The organism is Moorena sp. SIOASIH (assembly GCF_010671925.1).
Taxonomy (GTDB): Bacteria; Cyanobacteriota; Cyanobacteriia; order Cyanobacteriales; family Coleofasciculaceae; genus Moorena.
Map to the genome: position 1 here is coordinate 378,098 of NZ_JAAHIH010000001.1, position 19,145 is coordinate 397,242.

General features: G+C 41.1%; 16 protein-coding genes. 15 read left to right on the forward strand and 1 reads right to left on the reverse strand.

The genetic code is table 11. The annotated features are described in order from the left end of the window. The first annotated feature begins 196 nt into the window (after nucleotides 1–196). The 8 genes from F6J90_RS01640 to F6J90_RS01675 all read left to right on the forward strand — a co-directional run bounded on the left by F6J90_RS01640 (nucleotide 197) and on the right by F6J90_RS01675 (nucleotide 11,458). Complete coding sequence (locus F6J90_RS01640; protein ID WP_293090785.1) at nucleotides 197–1,006, forward strand: ABC transporter permease; 810 nt, start codon at nucleotides 197–199, stop codon at nucleotides 1,004–1,006. A gap of 2 nt (nucleotides 1,007–1,008) precedes the next feature. Next, entirely contained in the window at nucleotides 1,009–2,286 is a 1,278-nt protein-coding gene (locus F6J90_RS01645; protein ID WP_293090786.1) for an ABC transporter ATP-binding protein, read from the forward strand. A gap of 214 nt (nucleotides 2,287–2,500) precedes the next feature. Further along, the gene (locus tag F6J90_RS01650; protein WP_293090787.1) at nucleotides 2,501–3,205 is read left to right on the forward strand and encodes an acyltransferase; all 705 of its coding nucleotides are present in this window, start codon (nucleotides 2,501–2,503) and stop codon (nucleotides 3,203–3,205) included. Between the two features lie 27 nt (nucleotides 3,206–3,232). Beyond that, on the forward strand, nucleotides 3,233–4,063 hold the full coding sequence (locus F6J90_RS01655) for a glycosyltransferase (RefSeq protein ID WP_293090788.1): 831 nt from the start codon (nucleotides 3,233–3,235) through the stop codon (nucleotides 4,061–4,063). 387 nt (nucleotides 4,064–4,450) lie between these two features. After that, nucleotides 4,451–5,434: a KpsF/GutQ family sugar-phosphate isomerase gene (locus F6J90_RS01660; RefSeq protein WP_293090789.1), complete on the forward strand. Its 984-nt coding sequence runs from the start codon at nucleotides 4,451–4,453 to the stop codon at nucleotides 5,432–5,434. A gap of 63 nt (nucleotides 5,435–5,497) precedes the next feature. After that, nucleotides 5,498–8,260, forward strand: a complete 2,763-nt coding sequence (locus F6J90_RS01665) for a carbohydrate-binding protein (RefSeq protein ID WP_293090790.1) — start codon at nucleotides 5,498–5,500, stop codon at nucleotides 8,258–8,260. A 594-nt stretch (nucleotides 8,261–8,854) separates the two neighbouring features. Continuing rightward, on the forward strand, nucleotides 8,855–9,589 hold the full coding sequence (kdsB, locus tag F6J90_RS01670; protein WP_293090791.1) for a 3-deoxy-manno-octulosonate cytidylyltransferase: 735 nt from the start codon (nucleotides 8,855–8,857) through the stop codon (nucleotides 9,587–9,589). A 210-nt stretch (nucleotides 9,590–9,799) separates the two neighbouring features. Next, nucleotides 9,800–11,458, forward strand: coding sequence for a glycosyltransferase (locus F6J90_RS01675; RefSeq protein ID WP_293090792.1), 1,659 nt, complete (start codon nucleotides 9,800–9,802; stop codon nucleotides 11,456–11,458). Between the two features lie 264 nt (nucleotides 11,459–11,722). Here F6J90_RS01675 and F6J90_RS01680 read toward each other — a convergent pair whose 3' ends face one another. Further along, nucleotides 11,723–12,067 (reverse strand): hypothetical protein, encoded by a 345-nt coding sequence (locus F6J90_RS01680; protein ID WP_293090793.1) that lies wholly within the window; start codon nucleotides 12,065–12,067, stop codon nucleotides 11,723–11,725. Nucleotides 12,068–12,471: 404 nt separating this feature from the next. On the opposite strand from F6J90_RS01680, the gene F6J90_RS01685 reads away from it, so the two are divergent. From F6J90_RS01685 to F6J90_RS01710, 7 genes are all read left to right on the forward strand, one after another. Next, the gene (locus F6J90_RS01685; RefSeq protein WP_293090794.1) at nucleotides 12,472–13,335 is read left to right on the forward strand and encodes an FkbM family methyltransferase; all 864 of its coding nucleotides are present in this window, start codon (nucleotides 12,472–12,474) and stop codon (nucleotides 13,333–13,335) included. A gap of 294 nt (nucleotides 13,336–13,629) precedes the next feature. Then, nucleotides 13,630–13,773 carry a methyltransferase domain-containing protein gene (locus F6J90_RS43380; RefSeq protein WP_366513710.1) on the forward strand — a complete coding sequence of 48 codons (144 nt, stop codon included), beginning with the start codon at nucleotides 13,630–13,632 and terminating at the stop codon, nucleotides 13,771–13,773. A 12-nt stretch (nucleotides 13,774–13,785) separates the two neighbouring features. Then, nucleotides 13,786–14,073: a hypothetical protein gene (locus tag F6J90_RS01690; RefSeq protein ID WP_293090795.1), complete on the forward strand. Its 288-nt coding sequence runs from the start codon at nucleotides 13,786–13,788 to the stop codon at nucleotides 14,071–14,073. A gap of 142 nt (nucleotides 14,074–14,215) precedes the next feature. After that, nucleotides 14,216–15,778 carry a glycosyltransferase family 39 protein gene (locus F6J90_RS01695; protein WP_293090796.1) on the forward strand — a complete coding sequence of 521 codons (1,563 nt, stop codon included), beginning with the start codon at nucleotides 14,216–14,218 and terminating at the stop codon, nucleotides 15,776–15,778. Between the two features lie 129 nt (nucleotides 15,779–15,907). Next, nucleotides 15,908–16,900, forward strand: coding sequence for a glycosyltransferase family 2 protein (locus F6J90_RS01700; RefSeq protein ID WP_293090797.1), 993 nt, complete (start codon nucleotides 15,908–15,910; stop codon nucleotides 16,898–16,900). A 132-nt stretch (nucleotides 16,901–17,032) separates the two neighbouring features. Then, a complete protein-coding gene (locus F6J90_RS01705) occupies nucleotides 17,033–17,674 on the forward strand; it encodes a TVP38/TMEM64 family protein (RefSeq protein WP_293090798.1) in 642 nt (213 codons plus the stop codon). A 308-nt stretch (nucleotides 17,675–17,982) separates the two neighbouring features. Next, nucleotides 17,983–18,999, forward strand: coding sequence for a glycosyltransferase family 2 protein (locus F6J90_RS01710; protein WP_293090799.1), 1,017 nt, complete (start codon nucleotides 17,983–17,985; stop codon nucleotides 18,997–18,999). Nucleotides 19,000–19,145: the final 146 nt, after the last annotated feature.

Below are 19,145 nucleotides of genomic sequence, written 5' to 3' on the forward strand. Positions count from 1 at the left end.
TATGGGAAAGCTATAAGAATAATTAATTTTAACATATGTTAAAATTAATTATTCTATAATCGCTCAAATAATTGATTGTTATTCCACAAGTTTAAACCAGAGTAACCATAGGTATTTTAGTGAGGATATAGTTTTGAAACGGACTCAAAGATCAGATCAGAGATTACCCAGGGTGGTTTATACCCCTGAGAGTCAGATGAGGCATCCGCTTCAATTATTTCAAGAGATGCGGCGAGACTTGCTGGCTTCTCGAGAACTAGCTTGGCGACTTCTGGTGCGGGATATCAGTGCTCAATACCGCCAGTCATTGCTGGGAATTATCTGGGCTTTTATACCACCAATTGTGACGGCTATTGGCTTTACTTTGGCTAAGAGTAATGGGGTGATTAATGTTGGTAGCACGGGCTTGCCCTATCCAGCTTATGTCATGTTTAGCATGACCCTGTGGCAGACTTTTGTGGAAACACTGAATGGTCCTGTCCAAGCGGTGACCGAGGCAAAGGCGATGTTGGCTAAAATTAATTTCCCCCGTGAAGCCATTATTCTTAGCAAACTGGGTCAAGTATTTTTTAACTTTAGTATCAAGCTGATTCTGATTGTGGGCTTGTTTATCTGGTTCAAGATGCCAGTAAGTTGGAGCGTGATTATAGCACCAGTGGCTTTCATTCATCTTGTCTTATTCGGAACATTTATTGGCTTGTTATTAGCCCCGATGGGAGCCTTGTATAAAGATTTTTCTATGGGTCTTACTTTGGCAACTGGATTTTGGTTGTTTCTGACTCCAGTTGTCTACCCAGTTCCTAGTGAGGGGGTATTTGGCGCTATTGTGAAATTGAATCCAGTCACTCCTTTGCTGGTGACAACACGAGAGTTGGCAACGACAGGTGTGATATCAGAACCTCTGGGATTTTGGGTTACGAGTGGGATTGCTGTTGTGGGATTGCTCCTAGCTTGGATTGTCTATCGTCTATCCATCCCTTTTGTAGTTGAGAGGATCAGTTCTTAATTATGATTAGTAGCACTGAGCGAGACGTTGGGGACAAATCCCAGGATAGTGAAGTCATTCTCTCGGTTAATGGGGTTTCTAAAAAGTTTTGTCGGGACTTGAAGCGGTCTTTATTATATGGGGTACATGATATTGCCACTGAGTTAGTAGGATTGAGGGAGAAGGATGAGAAGCTGCGGAAAAAGGAGTTTTGGGCACTGAATGATGTCAGTATTCAATTGCGACGAGGAGAAGCTATTGGCTTAGTGGGGACAAATGGTAGTGGTAAATCGACATTGTTGCGGATTATTAGTGGTTTGATTAAGCCGGATGTTGGCTCTGTGGAAGTTAAAGGTCGGTTGGCACCATTGATTGCTTTGGGAGCAGGGTTTAATCCGATTTTGACAGGGCGGGAAAATATTTATGCCAATATGTCGATTTTGGGGTTGTCGAAGGAAGAAATTGATCAGCGGTTTGATCAAGTTGTAGAGTTTGCGCAAATTGGGGATGCGATTGATTCGCCGGTACAAACCTATAGTTCTGGAATGGCAGCAAGGTTAGGCTTCGCTAGTGCAATTCATACAGAACCAGATATTCTTCTGATTGATGAGGTGCTAGCAGTCGGCGATCTTCTGTTTAGGATGAAATGCTATAGAAAGCTGTCTGAATTACGTGATAAAGGTACAACGTTTGTTCTAGTAGCTCACAATCCTAATTCTATTCTATCTATTTGTGATTCAGCAATTTATCTTCAACGAGGAAAATTACTAGCAGTTGGTAAGGCGTCTGTGGTAATGCAAAAATATGATGAAGATTTGTTCCTAGATAACAAACAGGAATCACAGGGAGCTGTTTTTTTTCAAGAAAAACCACCAGAAGAAAGCACTGGTTTAGATATTATTGGCGTTTACTTTAGAGATGGAGAAGGAAATAGGATTGAATATCCTCTGAGTGGTCAACCTTTATACTTGTGTGTTAAGTGCAAAGCTCACACAGAAATTTCTCATGGCATTCTTTGTATTATGATTAGAGAAATTTCTGGAGAAGGGGAACCATTATTAAACCTGGATAGTAACCTAGACAACACAATCTTAAAAATTTCTAATGGACTAGTTGAACTTCAGTTAGAAATGCCTTATCTTGGATTAAGACCTGGTTCTTACTCTAGTAGAGTCTGGTTCAAAAGGCCACCTAAGTATATCTACGATCACGTATCATTATCCTTCAAAGTTAAAAGCAATTCATTAATGACACAATGTCAATTTTATCAACCTAGAAAATGGAAAGCATTACCCCAATAGTTTTATTGTTGTTATGTAAGCATTCAGCCTATGCGCTACGCGCACGCTACTTGAGGTGCGGTCAGCCGTCAGCCCTGAGCCATTACCGTAGCGTGAGCCTTGGCCCAAAGCTAATAGCTAATAGCTGATAGCTGATAGCTGATAGCTGATAGCTGATAGCTGATAGCTGATAGCTGATAGCTGAATCCTTACGTTGTTATAACCATTATAATAGATGTATAACTTATTTAAGTTAATTCGTAATTTACGGAATAACTATAAAAAAAAAGTCAGAGAAAAATATTACCGTAAAAACCTGGGAAATCTTGGGGAAGACTGTTATATAGCCCAAAGCGTAATCAAAAATAATTTAAGTAAATTTTTTCTTGGAAATCGAGTTATTGTAGAAAATAATGTAACTCTTCAATGTAATTTGGAAGACTCTGCTATTCATATTGGCGATCGCTCAATTATCCGAAGTTCAGCAATGCTCATATCTGCACAGGGTAAGATAAAAATTGGTAGTGACTGTAGTGTCAACCCTTTCTGTTTTCTTTATGGTGCAGGTGACTTAATTATAGGAAACTGGGTCAGAATCGCTACCCATACTGTAATTGTTACTTCAAACTATACCTTTGATGATCTTGATACGCCTATCGACCTTCAACCGTCTATTAAGAAAGGTGTCATTATAGAAGATGATGTTTGGATAGGGGCGGGAGTAAGAATCCTTGATGGTTGCAGAATAGGTAGAGGTTCTGTCATCGGTGCTGGGACAGTTTTAACCAAGAGTGTTGAGCCTTACTCCGTAGTTGTAGGAGTACCAGGCAAGGTTATTCGTAAACGTGGTGAACCTAAAGAGAGTAAACAGGATCAAGTTTTTTCCAAGACTAGTCAAAGTCACATAGATTTACCTAATCAAATTATTACTAATAAATAATTCCTAGCACTATTAGGAAAATTAGCCATGAAAAATCAAGAGCGTGTGCGAGTATTTATCGGATCTGGCGAAGCGAGTCTACTGGAGAGGAAAGTCTCAATTTACTCTCTTCGTAAACATAGCCATAGGGAACTGGATATTTATGTTTTCAATGGCACCCACAATGCTATTGAACTTAATGATGATCCGCCTTATCTCGCTCCCATGTCCTTAAGACTTAAATATCGGAATACAACTGAGTTTAGTCTCTATCGATATTTGATTCCACAGCTCTGTAACTATCAAGGTAAAGCTATTTATATTGACTCAGATACTATCTGTTTGACTGATATTGGTGAACTATTAGACACATCTTTGAATGGCTGTGATTTCCTGGCAAAAAGAGCTTATAGCAGTGAAGCTAAAGACCTTTGGGGCTTGAGCGTAATGCTGATCGATTGTCAAAAATGCAAATTTGATTTAGAAACCTACTACGACGAAATTGAGCAAGGTCTGTATTCTTACCCTGACTTTGCCCGTATGAGTCCTGCTTTTCTTGCTCATCACCATTACCAGATCGGAGAACTAGACCCCCTTTGGAATGTCTTTGATTACTATGACAAAGATACGAAATTAATCCACTATACGAACCTCTACACTCAACCCTGGAAGTATACCAATCATCCCTATGGAGAGCTATGGTTTCAGTACTTTAACGAAGCTAGGGAGTGCGGTTATATAACCCAAAATGATATTGATTTAAGCCTTATTCGTTCCTACGTCAGGCGTGATTTACTAGAGGGAAATTTCTCAACCATGGCTCGGGAAATAGCTTCTTTAAAAAGGACGATTAAATCCGTTAAAAAGAGTTGTTTTTAAGTAAGCATTCAGCGGTCAGCGGTCAGCAGTCAGTAGTCAGCCGTCAGCCGTCAGCCGTGAGCTTTTAGCTCACGCTACTTACTTGAGGTGCTTTGTGGCACAGGCTTCTAGTTTGTGGCACAGGCTTCGACGCTGTGACGAATGCCTATGTTATTCAAAAGCTGATAGCTGATAGCTGATAGCTGATGACTGATAGCTGATGACTGATAGCTGATAGCTGATGACTGATAGCTTAATAATTACGGTTTTAAGTTACTTAAAACTCCAATAAAATCGCCGATAATAGACTTATTTATGGGGAATTTAAGGAGAGAAAAATTAAATTATTTAGTTTAGGGTATATCTACTTATATTACCCCAATTATAGACAGAAATATGCAGTGCCTAATGGACAAAACTTGCTTTTCACAGGTTGTTGAAAGGCTCAAAATAGAAGCTGATGCGATTACTCTAGCTGCCAATCGACTTCAACCTCAAGAAGTTGAGCAAGCTGTTGAGCTTTTAGCTAATTGTCAAGGTAAGGTGGTATTGGTCGGAGTTGGCAAGTCAGGAATTGTAGGGCGTAAAATTGCTGCTACCTTAACGAGTACGGGGACTCTAGCAACCTATCTACATCCAGGGGATGCTATGCACGGTGACTTAGGGAGCGTCACCTGTTCAGATGTGGTTGTGACTTTGAGCAACAGTGGTGAAACCGATGAGCTTGTGGCTGTAATGCCTTACCTCAAGCGTCGGCAATTACCGATTATTGCGATTGTGGGCAACCTGAACTCTACTCTTGCTCGCAATGCAGATGTTGTGCTTGATGCTTCCGTTGATCAAGAAGTGTGTCCTTTTAATCTTGCTCCAACTACCAGCACAACGGTTGCTCTGGCAATTGGAGATGCTTTGGCAATGACACTAATGCCACTTAAGGGGCTAACGCCAGAAGATTTTGCTCTGAATCATCCGGCAGGACGTTTGGGTAAGCGCCTGACTTTGAGAGTTGCAGACTTAATGCACAAAGACCAAGACAACCCTGTGATTTCCCCTCAAGCCAGCTGGATTGAAATTGTTGGTGCTATCACTAAAGGCAGTTTGGGAGCAGTCAATGTAGTTGACGATAGGGGTGAACTTTTCGGAATTATTACTGACGGTGATTTACGACGTTCAATTGCCAAAATCAAGCCAACTGAGCTAGAACACCTTAAGGCAGTAGCAATTATGACTCCCAATCCGGTAATGGTTCAACCAGACCAACTGGCTTACGATGCCTTACAGCTTATGGAAAATCGGAATTCTCAAATCTCCGTGTTGCCGGTGGTGGATAAACACAAACGCTGTATTGGCTTACTTCGACTTCATGACATTGCTCAAAGTGGTATACTTTGAGCAAGCTTGAAGAAGCATCTACCTACTCGTTTAATAGGAAATAAAAATTATTAGGAGTAGGTTATGAACTCTGTTCGCATCGAAGCAGAAGACTACAATCAAGGTGGTCAAGGGGTAGCTTATTACGATCTTGACCCTGGTAATAATGGTGGAGAGTATCGCTTTGAGGATGTGGATATTTCTTACAGCGGCGATGTAGATGGCACGCCGCTGGTGGGTTGGATTGAGTCAGGAGAATGGCTGACCTATGAGGTCACCATTCCCAGTTCCGGGACTTATCAACTCGAAGCTCGTGTGGCTTCTGCACTCAATGGCAATCATAGCTTCCAAGTCAGTCTAGACGGAGAACAGGCCAATGTGAATTTGGGCAACACTGGTGGCTGGAGAACTTGGCAGACCATCGAGTCTTCCGAAGTGCTCAGCCTCAGTGCCGGGACTTATCAATTGCGCCTGGATGTACTGAGTGGGGGCTTCAACATCAACTACATTGATTTGATTCCGGTCTCACCATCTGTGACTCCAACTCCTGAGGTCGGCAACGGCAATAATGGTGGTACAGATAACAACACCTCTAATCAGGGCAACGGAGATACTATAACTGATGTTCAGACAAACGGCTCTACTGTTCGCATCGAAGCAGAAGACTACAATCAAGGTGGTCAAGGGGTAGCTTATTACGATCGTGACCCTGGCAACAATGGTGGAGAGTATCGCTTTGAGGATGTGGATATTTCTTACAGCGGCGATGTAGATGGCACGCCGCTGGTGGGTTGGATTGAGTCAGGAGAATGGCTGACCTATGAGGTCACCATTCCCAGTTCCGGGACTTATCAACTCGAAGCTCGTGTGGCTTCTGCACTCAATGGCAATCATAGCTTCCAAGTCAGTCTAGACGGAGAACAGGCCAATGTGAATTTGGGCAACACTGGTGGCTGGAGAACTTGGCAGACCATCGAGTCTTCCGAAGTGCTCAGCCTCAGTGCCGGGACTTATCAATTGCGCCTGGATGTACTGAGTGGGGGCTTCAACATCAACTACATTGATTTGATTCCGGTCTCACCATCTGTGACTCCAACTCCTGAGGTCGGCAACGGCAATAATGGTGGTACAGATAACAACACCTCTAATCAGGGCAACGGAGATACTATAACTGATGTTCAGACAAACGGCTCTACTGTTCGCATCGAAGCAGAAGACTACAATCAAGGTGGTCAAGGGGTAGCTTATTACGATCGTGACCCTGGCAACAATGGTGGAGAGTATCGCTTTGAGGATGTGGATATTTCTTACAGCGGCGATGTAGATGGCACGCCGCTGGTGGGTTGGATTGAGTCAGGAGAATGGCTGACCTATGAGGTCACCATTCCCAGTTCCGGGACTTATCAACTCGAAGCTCGTGTGGCTTCTGCACTCAATGGCAATCATAGCTTCCAAGTCAGTCTAGACGGAGAACAGGCCAATGTGAATTTGGGCAACACTGGTGGCTGGAGAACTTGGCAGACCATCGAGTCTTCCGAAGTGCTCAGCCTCAGTGCCGGGACTTATCAATTGCGCCTGGATGTACTGAGTGGGGGCTTCAACATCAACTACATTGATTTGATTCCGGTCTCACCATCTGTGACCCCAACTCCTGAGGCTGAGCCTGAACTAGACCCACCAACTGTCAACTTCGGTAACGTAATTAATGGTGGTACAGGTGACAACACGTTTAATGGGGGCAACGGAATTGATACTATAACTTATGTTCAGGCAAACGGCTCTATCATTGCCAACCTGGAAACTGATATCGTCACTCACAAATTTGCCACTTCACCTGACACGCCGTTTAAGATTATGCCCCTAGGTGATTCCAACACCTTCGGCTTGCCTGGTCGGGATTGGGGAGATACAGCAGCTTACCGTGATGATTTGTGGAATTTATTAGTCGATGATAGTTTCAACATAGATTTTGTTGGCCCCCGGTCTACTGGACCCGATGGCTTTGATAAAGACAATGCGGGATTTGGGGGATGGAGAATTCGTGATATTGCCAATAATGTTAATGGTTGGTTAAACACTTATCAGCCAGATATGGTGCTGTTAATGATCGGCACCAATGACATACTCAAAGGTGACGATATTAGCAATGCACCATTACGGCTTAGTAATCTCATTGATCAGATTACTAATCAGTTACCAAATACAGAGCTTTTGGTAAGCTCAATCCCACCACTTGGTACAAATCCAGAGCAACCGGACAGTGATTTTATTCCAACTCCAGCACAACAACAGCAGGGCATAGATTTTAATTTATCTATACCCGATATTGTCAGTGACAAGGTCGAGGAAGACAAAAACGTAACTTTTGTCGATGTTTACAGTGCCTTAGTGCCCAGTGATTTGCCAGATGGTGTTCACCCAAATGTAGAAGGTTATGGAAAGGTTGCTGATGTTTGGTACAACAGCATTCTGAATACTAATAGTGGTGAAGATACTCTTAATGATATTGAAAACATGATTGGCTCACCTTATGACGATATTTTAATAGGTGATGGAGATGTCAATATCATTAATGGTGGTGGTGGTAATGACCTACTAACTGGAGGTGCTAGTGACGACATATTTGTCTTAGCCCCAGGAGAGGGAACTAAGACCATTACTGATTTTGTAGTTGGTGAAGATTGGCTGGCACTATCTGGTGGTTTAAGGTGGGAGCAGCTGACAATCACTCAAGGTACTGGTTCCAATACCAATGATACCTGGATTATCAATGGTGGTGAACAGTTAGCTTTACTAAATCGGGTGCAAGCAACAACTATCACGTCTGATTCTTTCACCCTGGTTTAGTAGACTTAGCGTAAGCATTCAGCCGTCAGCGGTCAGCCGTCAGCTTTCCATAACTTAGATTAAACTTTTGCTTACTTGTTTGATTCAAAAGTTCCGTAGCGTCCTAATCGCCCATAAGCACATCAAGTAGCGTGGCCGTAGGCCTTTAGCTGATAGCTGATAGCTGAATGCTTACGACTTAGCTATAGCATTTACAAATAGATCAGCGTTGCTGAATTTAAGTATGAATTTATTTGTATTATTTGGCTACTGCCTCCTAAATCCCCCTCTGTAAAAAATCGAAGCATCCGCTAATTCCCCCCAGTATTGGGCGGCGGAGGACTTTGAGAGTTTCCTTCCCCCCAGTATTGGGGGGTTAGGGGGGCGAAATCATACCCATAATCAGCAACGCAGGTCTGGGAATCATAATCAAGTCTTTGTTTTGGGTAAGAGATATTGGTAGCTTGGAAAGCTATAAAGTATATTTTTCGATAATTTATTTTACGCCCAAACCTGTGGCAATACTCCAGTTATTTCTCGTCTTTACGAGAGTAAAAAAAAGCTACTGATAAATTTAATAACAGTCATTATATCACCCCTTAGGTAACTTAGTTTATGAATATTCTTGCCGTTATTCCTGCTCGCTATGATTCAACTCGTTTTCCTGGCAAACCCTTGGCAATGATTGGCGATCGCCCAATGGTGCAGAGGGTTTATGAAGCAGCTAAACGTTGTCCTGATTTCACTAAGGTGGTAGTTGCCACTGACTCTGAATTAGTTGCGGATTGTGTGGCGCAGTTTGGGGGAGAGGTAGAAATGACTCGCTCAGACCATGCTACTGGTACTGACCGGGTTGCAGAAGTAGCTCAACGTTATCCGGAAATGACGGCAATAGCCAATGTCCAAGGAGACCAACCTTTTGTTACGGCTCAGATGCTGACCCAGCTGGTAAGTCCCTATCTCAAAGGGGAGTTTCCTGCAATGACGACTCTTGCTTGTCCTCTGGATATGGCAACAAACTATCAAGACCCTAACTCAGTCAAGGTCGTATGCGATCGCAAAAGTCACGCCCTCTACTTTTCCCGCGCTCCCATTCCTTACTTCCGTAATTCTGGAGATGCACCTGTATTTCACCATCTTGGACTCTATGCTTTTGAGCGAGATTTCCTGAGCAAATATGCTCAACTTTCACCCACACTCCTAGAGGAGTGTGAAGGCTTAGAGCAGTTGCGAGTACTGGAACATGGATTTGCGATTCGGGTGTGTCTTACTGAAAGGGGAGTTTTGGAGATTAATACCCCTGAGGATTTAGTGCAGGCTCAAGCCTTGATTATGGCACCAACTGCATAGCACTCTATAGCGGTTTTCAATGTGGTGAGGTACAGAGTTTCTGGTTTTAGGGAACAGGGAAGAGTAACCCACCCCTAACCCCTCCCAGGAGGGGAAGAGGAAACAGGACAAAAATTATGTGTACCTCATTAGGCTAAAAACCGCTATAAAGGCTTTGGCTCAAAAAGTAGCTGATTCTATGACAACCTCTCTATTTGTGGCACTACCTTAATGATTAAGGAACTACGTATTATTTCTGGTCCTGTATCAATTTCTCAGTTCAATCTGAATCGATTAGGAGAAAATGACCCTCAAATATTAACTGCTTGCCCTAATCCACCGCCAGAGGCTGTAAAGGCAGGTAAAGCTATTCCCGTCCCAATGGGAGAATTCTCTATTGATATTATTTTAGATAAATTACCCAGTGATTTTTATCCTGATCTAGTGCAGATGTCTGCCAGGAATATGCACTTCATGCCGCGAGAACTTGATAAATTAACATGTCCAAAAGTCATGAAAATTGGGGATACTTTTCACTGGGGTGATGGGTCTCTAAGTGGGATAATTAGATACTGCCAAAGCTTTGACTGTGATTACCATTGGGTCTATCAGGGGGTTCAACATTTACATTTCTTTGTGGAAGCAGGTCTGAAAAATGTCTTCTGGTTACCAGGAACTCCTGTCATTGACCACTATGTTCCTCAGAAAAAGGAAGCGAAATCCTACAATATTATTTTCCGAGGTTCTCAGTCATCACTGCACGTCTACCGCAGCAACCTACTAAAGTTCCTGCAGGATAATGGCGTCAAAATTGATATCAGTCGCAAACCATATGTTGAATCATTAGAGGACTACAGTAAGTCCCGGATAGTATTGAATTGTGGTTTGAATGGAGATACAAATCGCCGGATTTTTGAAGTAATCATGGCAGGAGGTTTCCTACTAACAGACCGTCTCAGTCCTCAGTCAGGTTTATTTTCTCTATTTGAAGAAGGGGTTCACCTAGAGTGCTATGATAGTGAAAATGAGCTGCTGGATAAAATTGAGTTTTATCTAAAGCATCCTGAGCAAGCAGAAAAAATTGCTATAGCAGGTCATCAAAAGCTGATAGATTGCTACAGTCAACAAGCAATACAGCAAAAGTTCTACCGCTACATCTTACAGGGTGAGATTGAGCCGCCTTTCCGTTTAGAACATGACACACGGGTGCTGCACATTAATCAGCCGATAGAGGAAAAAAAATTTGTCATTCGTTTAAAAATGTACGAGCTGATTCAAGAAATCCATCGGCTTAACTCTCGAATCAAACTTCTCTACTGGAAAGGTAGAAATAAAGAGCTGCTGTCGGATTTAGCAGACTTGCCACGGTTAGATATTACTTATGCTAATACTACAGAAGCTTTAGCAGATGTCAAAACTTGGTGCTCCAAGGTTGAGGTTAAAAACCAGGTTCAGCTACAAAGTCTGCCTTTAGAGCTGACAGGGGGCAAACAATTTCAGATGGTAATGGTGGATTTGCCGGATACGCTGCTATCTATCAAGGAGCTTCTGTTAGAGATTGAACCACAACTCCCTGAATCGGGATTTTTATTAGTGGTAGGAAAAGCTACAATTTTCACAAAAGTAATGTTAAGCATACTAGCAAGATGGTCTGGTTTATTACCGATCAGAATTTGTGCAGCTAATTCCCACCATCAGTTAGGAGTAGAAGCCTGTTTGGTTTACCAAAAACTGACTAGACCTTCTCAAGCTCACTTAGTAAAGTCTACACCAAAACTGTTTGTACCCAAGCTGAGTTTTAAGGCCAAGGTAAGTCAGGTATTGTCCTCCCTGCCATTAGTGAACTGGATAAAGACGTTAATCAGAAATTCAGTCTTAATTAAAAACTAATTAAATCCTGAATTAGTTACGGCGGTTTGCATAACTATCAGGTACACAGGATTGTTTTCCTTCTTCCCTCTTCCCTGCTCCCTGCTCCCTGCTCCCTGCTCCCTAAAAACCCATCACTTTGTACCTAACTGAATTGCAAACCGCTGTATATATAAAAGTAGCAGGGCAAACGCATCTAATTTTTTTTTGACAAATAACCAAGATTCTGTACTAAAAATTTCACAGGGGATATGCTGTCTAAATAAGTAGTGATAACCAAATAAATTATTCGTCATAATAAGCTGGGGGGGTGACATGCAAGCTAAAATTATTACCCAGTAATAATTTTAGCCCATAAGTTACAAAAATATACATTCTGTTTTGGGCGCGACCTTGGACGTAGTTATAAGGTTTTGAGCTTCCAGAAAGCGATGCAGCGCGGTCTTGGGGAGGCAGCGCGGTCTTGGGGAGGCAGCGCGGTCTTGGGGAGGCAGCGCGGTCTTGGGGAGGCAGTGCGGTCTTGGGGGTTCCCCCCATGAGCAACTGCCGTGGTTTCCCCCATGAGCGACTGCCGTGGTCTCCCCCATGAGCGACTGCCGTTCCCCCAGCGACTGCCGTGGTTTCCCCCATGAGCGACTGCATCAAGACAATGAATCGAGGGTTAATTTGGGACTGTATCTTCCATGAGATCATTGACATCAAAGCCTTATATACTAAGCTTTTTAGGGCTCAGGTCACCCCCTCAGCATAATAAGTCAATAAACTTAATAAGCAGGTGCACAAAATTAATTACCTATTTTTGACATAATAATATCTAATTATATAAAATCAATAAAAATGGGTATTTACCTGAGATTCATTATAGAATTAAATACCGAGAATAAAAAACTCTTATAAAGAATAAGTTGGCAAAGTAAATATCCTCAAGTTAGAGACAGAGCAAAATGTATTCCGCCATCAAAATATCCTGATAGTATCGTTATATAAAGTATATTGAAGTGTGAACCGTAAAGGATATAAATAAATAGCGAGTAATGACTTCAATTACAAATGGGAACAAAAAAATTATTTATGATATCGGTGCTAATAACGGAGATGATGTCCCTTATTATTTGAAGAAAGCCGATATCGTTATTGCTGTCGAGGCCAATCCGATCCTTTGTGAACAAATGCAGAAACGATTCGCACTCGAGATTGAACAACAGAAACTAGTTATTGAGAATTGTGTTCTGACAGCAGCTAATGAAGTTACAAGCGTTCCCTTCTACATACATAAAACTAAACATGTGCTAAGCCAGTTTCCTGCTCCCACACATAAACCTGAAAACTACGAAAAAGTCTTCCTACCTGGAAAAACTGTCAATCAGCTCTTTTACGAACACGGATATCCCTATTACGTCAAGATCGATATCGAGCATTATGACCATGTGATCCTTCGATCACTGTTAAATAATGACATTCGACCTAAGTACATTTCCGGTGAATCGCATTCTATTGAAGTGTTTATTTTATTGGCGAGTCTTGGAAATTACGATGCCTTTAAAATTGTTAATGGTTCGAGTGTTGCAACAAAATATCATAATTGGCCGATAAGTACAACTACTGGAGAAGAAGTGTATTCATTCCCCTATCACTCAGCTGGACCATTTGGTGAAGATGTGGCTGGCGAATGGGTTAATTCAGAAAGTCTTTTCCGCACTCTCTTATCTGATGGATTAGGTTGGAAAGATATCCATGCTAAGAAACAAGACGAATACATGCTAGCGAGAAGACCTAGTGTTCTTTGGCGGATAAGGTATTGGTACTATTTTCTCAGATGGAAAATATCTCCCTCTCAACGCCTCAAGAGAATTAGGGGTTTTTTGTACAAAGCCTCGAAAAAGGTGATTAAGGGATAAGGCTATCTGAGCGGTTTCTACGATTTTTTTCTAGGGTGGCAAAATAAGCTAGACTCCTAAGTGTAGATTCACAGTTAACTGGATTATTGAACTGAGCGTAATAAAACAACGGTTTTGAGAGAGGTTGACCCATGGGTAGGAAATGGTATTGGACACGGCGGGACATGGAAAGGGACGTACCTATTTCGCGAGATATCCATCGCCCTTACCATGTCTAATACCGTGTCTCGTCACTGGTTTGTAGCATAAGTACGGTTTGCTAATTATGGTTTCTTAGATGAATCTATAACTCTTATAAGTGATTACAACCAATGTCTATCTAGTCAATATGACGTAGTCTTATCCTTTGAAGTGCTAGAGCATCTGAGTGATCCATTTGCTGCTATTGGAGATATACACTCCATGCTAAAACCAAATGGCATTGCACTGATCACCTAGGCATTTAGAAAGGTGAATCCTAATCTACCTACCCATCTAGCAGCAAATGCTAAATACGATGGGCTGACACCATTTATGTTTCTAAAGCAAGGCATGTTGTTGTCTTGGTATGATCGCAAAATGGGGGGGAAACCCATGGAATTTTTAAGATTAAACAATAATGTATCATTTATAAATAAATTTCTCAAGTTTATGGATCTGATCAAAGACAAAACCATCAGAGCAGGCTATTTCAAGGCTATCAGGCGAAATTACCAGAATGCTGTCAAGCAATCTATCAAAAAATGTATAGCTAAATAGGTTTTAATAAAGTATTTTTATACCTGTATACCTGTATATAGGTATAAGATAAACTACTGTTAAATCTAGGTCATAATTATACTCTAATATAAAAAATATCAAATAATTTTTATTACAAAAAATAATATATAATGAGATATATATGAATCAAATCATCAAATCCAGGTTTATATTTCCACCAAAGTGGTTAAAATTACTGATTATATTTTTATTGATATTAGGAGTATTTTTTAGATTTTGTAATCTTGAAACAAGAGCTTATTGGCATGATGAGACTTACACCTTACTAAGAATTTCTGGTTATACGGTACCGGAGGTAATTCAACAAGTATTTACGGGTGACATAATTGGGGTTGAAGAACTAAGACAGTATCAAAGTGTTAATAATGAAAAAAATTTTTTTGACACTCTCAATGGGCTGGTAATAGAAGATCAACATCATCCGCCCATCTACTTTTTAATAGCACGGTTTTGGTTTCAGTGGTTAGGGGATTCTGTAACCATCAACAGAAGCTTACCTGTCTTAATCAGCCTGTTGGCACTCCCTTGTATCTACTGGCTTTGTCTGGAACTTTTTAAGTCCTATTTGACAGCATGGATAGGGATGGGATTAGTAGCTATCTCTCCTTTCCATGTGTACTATGCACAAGAAATACGGGAGTACGGTTTGTGGGCAGTTACGACTTTACTAATGAGCGTGTCACTGCTGCGGGCAATGAGGTTAGGAACAAAATCTGCATGGGTGATTTATACAGTAACTACAATACTATCGCTCTATTCTGCTGTATTTTCTGTCTTTGTCTTATTTGGTCATGGAATTTACGTGGCTGTCAATGAGGGATTTCGGCTAAGTCAGAAAGCTGTTGCTTACTTATTAACATCATTTGTTTCAGTTGTGGCGTTCTCGCCCTGGCTTCTGGTGATTTTGACCCATCTGGACAAACTAAAGGAAGTAACAGCCTGGATGGATATGTCACTGCCAGTAAACACTTTAGTAAAAAGTTGGATTTTCAATCTTCAATCCGTCTTTTTTAAAACCGAATTTTGGCTTCCAGAATCTCTGAAAACCTTGCTAGCCTTTGCTATGGCAATTCTAGTGGGGTACTCAATTTATGTTCTGTGCCGACACACCCCCAAGCAAATATGGCTATTTGTTGTCACCTTAATCATACCAATTTCACTGAGTCTAGCTCTTCCAGATTTAGTGTCTGGTGGAATACGTTCAACTAACGCTCGTTATTTCGTTCCGTCTTACTTAGGATGCCAACTCGCCGTTGCTTACTTTCTTTCTACTCAGTTCACTTCCACGAAAATAAAATTTTTGCAGCGGAAGCATTTGCGAATAATTACCATAACGCTCATGGCAGCAGGAGTTTTGTCTGGTGCTATTCAATCAGTGAGACCTAGTCGCAGTGATAATCAAAAAATCGCGGAGATTATTAATCGAGCAAATATGCCATTAGTAGTTAGCGGTGAAGCCTCCAAAAATGGCGGTGGTACCTTTGGTGACATCATGGAATTGAGTCATTTACTAGATCCCAAGGTCAAACTTCAGCTAGTTATCGAGCCTAACCAACCTACTATTCCTGAGGAATTCCAGGATGTTTTTTTATATAAGACGCCAGAATCATTTAAGCATGAAATTGAGCAAAAATACAGGCTAAATTCTGCCTATACAAGTCAACTTTTATTATTAAAAAAATAAAACTATTTCCAATAATATTGATAATATCTTCATAAAAAATATTTAATATATATCTGTTATTTATGTGATATATCAACCAAATAAACGATAATTGTATTGTTATACAATGCTGATTATAGGTGGCTTGTTATGTTCTCTAACTCAGAAGACGATATCGAAATTTCCGTTGTGATTCCTCTTTATAATGAAGAGTCCAACATTGATTACCTGTTTGAACGCCTTACGATAGGGCTAGACAATCTCAACATCAACTATGAGATTGTTTGTATCAACGATGGCAGCAAGGATAACACGCTAAAGTTATTGCTCCAGCAGCATTACTCAAATCCTGTAATTAAGGTTATCAATCTATCTCGTAATTTCGGTAAAGAGGCTGCTCTAAGTGCTGGTATCGATTTTGCTAGTGGTGCAGCCATTATACCAATTGATGCAGATCTCCAAGATCCGCCTGAAATCATGGGGGAGATGATTAACAAATGGCGTGAGGGCTACGATGTTGTTTATGCAACACGCCGTTCTCGTCAGGGAGACACTTGGGCTAAGCGTTTTACTGCCAATCTTTTCTACCAAGTTATTGGTCAAATAAGCCATGTGCAAATTCCCTCCAATACTGGAGATTTTCGTTTGCTTGATCGGCGTGTAGTTGATGCTGTCAAGCAAATGCCAGAACGAACCCGTTTTATGAAAGGGATATTTGCTTGGGTTGGTTTTAAGCAAACTTCTATACTCTACGATCGCCCTCCACGTTATGATGGAATCACTAAGTGGAACTATTGGCGACTTTGGAATTTTGCCATTGATGGTATTACATCATTTAGTCTCCTGCCTTTAAAGGTTTGGAGTTATGTCGGTCTCATCCTTTCTATAGCTGGATTTCTCTATGCTGCTTTCCTAATAATTCGTACGTTACTCTTTGGGATTGATCTTCCTGGCTACGCCTCATTAATGGTAGTCATACTTTTTTTAGGAGGAGTGCAATTGCTGACACTAGGTATAATTGGTGAATACATTGGTCGCATCTTTGAAGAATCGAAACAAAGACCGATTTATCTAGTTCGTGAACTCTACGGTTTACCAAAACAATATTCACTAAATGAGAAGGTTATTTCCTCAAACAAATAATATAAAAATAGGTTATTATTAAGGTATAATAGATGATATAATTTAATTTAAATTTACTATTACGGGAGATAAAAATAACTTTTTACCGGAGATAAATGTAATGACTGATTGGATAAGTAGGAGCGTTATTTGATGCTCAAGTATAAGCGGTTTGTTGTCTTGCTCACATTTGTTTGTCTCTTTGCAACTGCTTTAGTGATGCATTTACTTGGAGGCATTGAGCCAGAGCAACTTCAGTCTTGGCTGAGACAGGCTGGGATCTGGGCACCAGTGATCTATATCATCTTTTATGTTGTAGCGACTGTGTTAATACTCCCTTCAACAGCACTTAATTTAACTGGAGGAGCCATCTTTGGTCCGTGGTTAGGTACACTCTGGACTAGTGTTGCTGCGGTAATTGCCGCAGTGGTATCCTTCGCTTATACCCGCACTGTCGGGCGTAAGCTAGTGGTTGAGAAGCTAGCTAAAAGTTGGCGGGCGATGGACACTGAAGTGCGTCGCGGAGGGGTGTTATACATATTTGCGATTCGACTACTGCCAATCATTCCCTATGGTTTAGTCAATTTTGCTGCTGGTCTCACCTCAGTTAGCTTCAAGGACTATTTTCTGGGTACGGTTCTAGGCATTATTCCGGGTGTTTTCCCTTTTGTGTTAATAGGTAGCTCTGGTTTAAAGGCACTGAGAACAGGAGACATACTGCCACTGATTGTAGCATTAGGGTTGACAGGAGTTTTAGTCATGGGAGCTACCTGGTACCGAAGTCACCGAACCTAATCTTAAAAATTTGGTTGACAGCTCTAGCTTTAATTGATGGTACCTGTATATATCTCATACCCATGAGGTACAAATCTCTGGGTTTTAGGGAGCAGGGAGCAGGTAATAGGCAAGAGGAACCCACCCCTAACCCCTCCCAGGAGGGGAAGGCAATAGGCATGCTAGCAATAGGAACCCACCCCTAACCCCTCCCAGGAGGGGAAGGCAATAGGCAATAGGGAAAAAATAATGTGTACCTCATAGCTATGATAAACGCTATATTATGTCAGATTATTTAACAATAATTTTTTTTATACATTTAAAAAAATATGAAAATATCGGTTTTAATTAACAACTATAACTATCAGCATTATGTTAGTGATGCTATCGATAGTGTGCTCCAACAATCATTTCCAGTAGATGAGATTATTGTTGTCGATGATAAATCAACAGATAAATCTGCCCAGATATTAGATAAAAATTTTGCAGCTAACGAAAAAATCAAGCTGGTCTTGAAAGATAAAAATGAGGGGCAGCTTTCAAGTTTTAATGCGGGATTTATTGCTTCTTGTGGAGATATTATCTGTTTTCTTGATGCCGATGACCTTTATAAAGAAAATTACATTGCAGAAGTAGTAAAATTTTACCAAGAGCACCCAGAGTGTGATTTTCTGTTTTGTAGCGCTGAGGTATTTGGGAATGAAGAACGAATCGCCAATTGCTACAACAATACACGAGATTTGGGCTATTCCAGAATCGCCACTCTCTATAAAAAAGCATGGGTAGGTCATCGAACTTCAACAGTTTCGATGCGTAGACATGTACTGGAGAAGTTCCTACCGCTTCCCCAGCAAGAAGATTGGCGCATTCGTGCAGATGACTGCTTAGTTTTCGGAGCTTCAATAGTAGGAGCTAGAAAATTTTATCTAGCCAAACCTCTGGTAAGGTATAGAGCCCATGGTAACAACAATCACTATGGACAGAAGCAAAAAAGAACGCCGGAATACCTAGAGAAATATAAACAGGCTGTAGATCACTTATTAGGATTCTTAGCCGAAAAGATGAGCTATCCAAGTAACCTATATGAACAGGCCCATATCGAATTTAGGACAATTCCGAAACCGAATGAACAAGAATTTAATATCTACGAATCTATTATTCATAAATCTGACCTTCTTGTCTTGAATAAGCTTTCCAGGTTTTTGTCTATTTACATCCACTTTATCAGCAGAGGCGGATTCCTATCCCTAGTCAGGATAAAATTACTTTGGCTAAGGAACAAGATCCAACGATTTGCACTGAGGTTATATAGACTCCCTCAATCCAAGACCAATATCACTGCCTAAATCAGTGCAGTTCAGTTAAACCTGGAGTACCGCTCCGAATGATAAAACCGTGAACAAAGGGACTTGCCTGTAAAAAAAATATCAATTAAAACTATTAATTAAAGTAGAGTGGGCAAAATCATCTAATCTAGACTACTCAAAAGAAG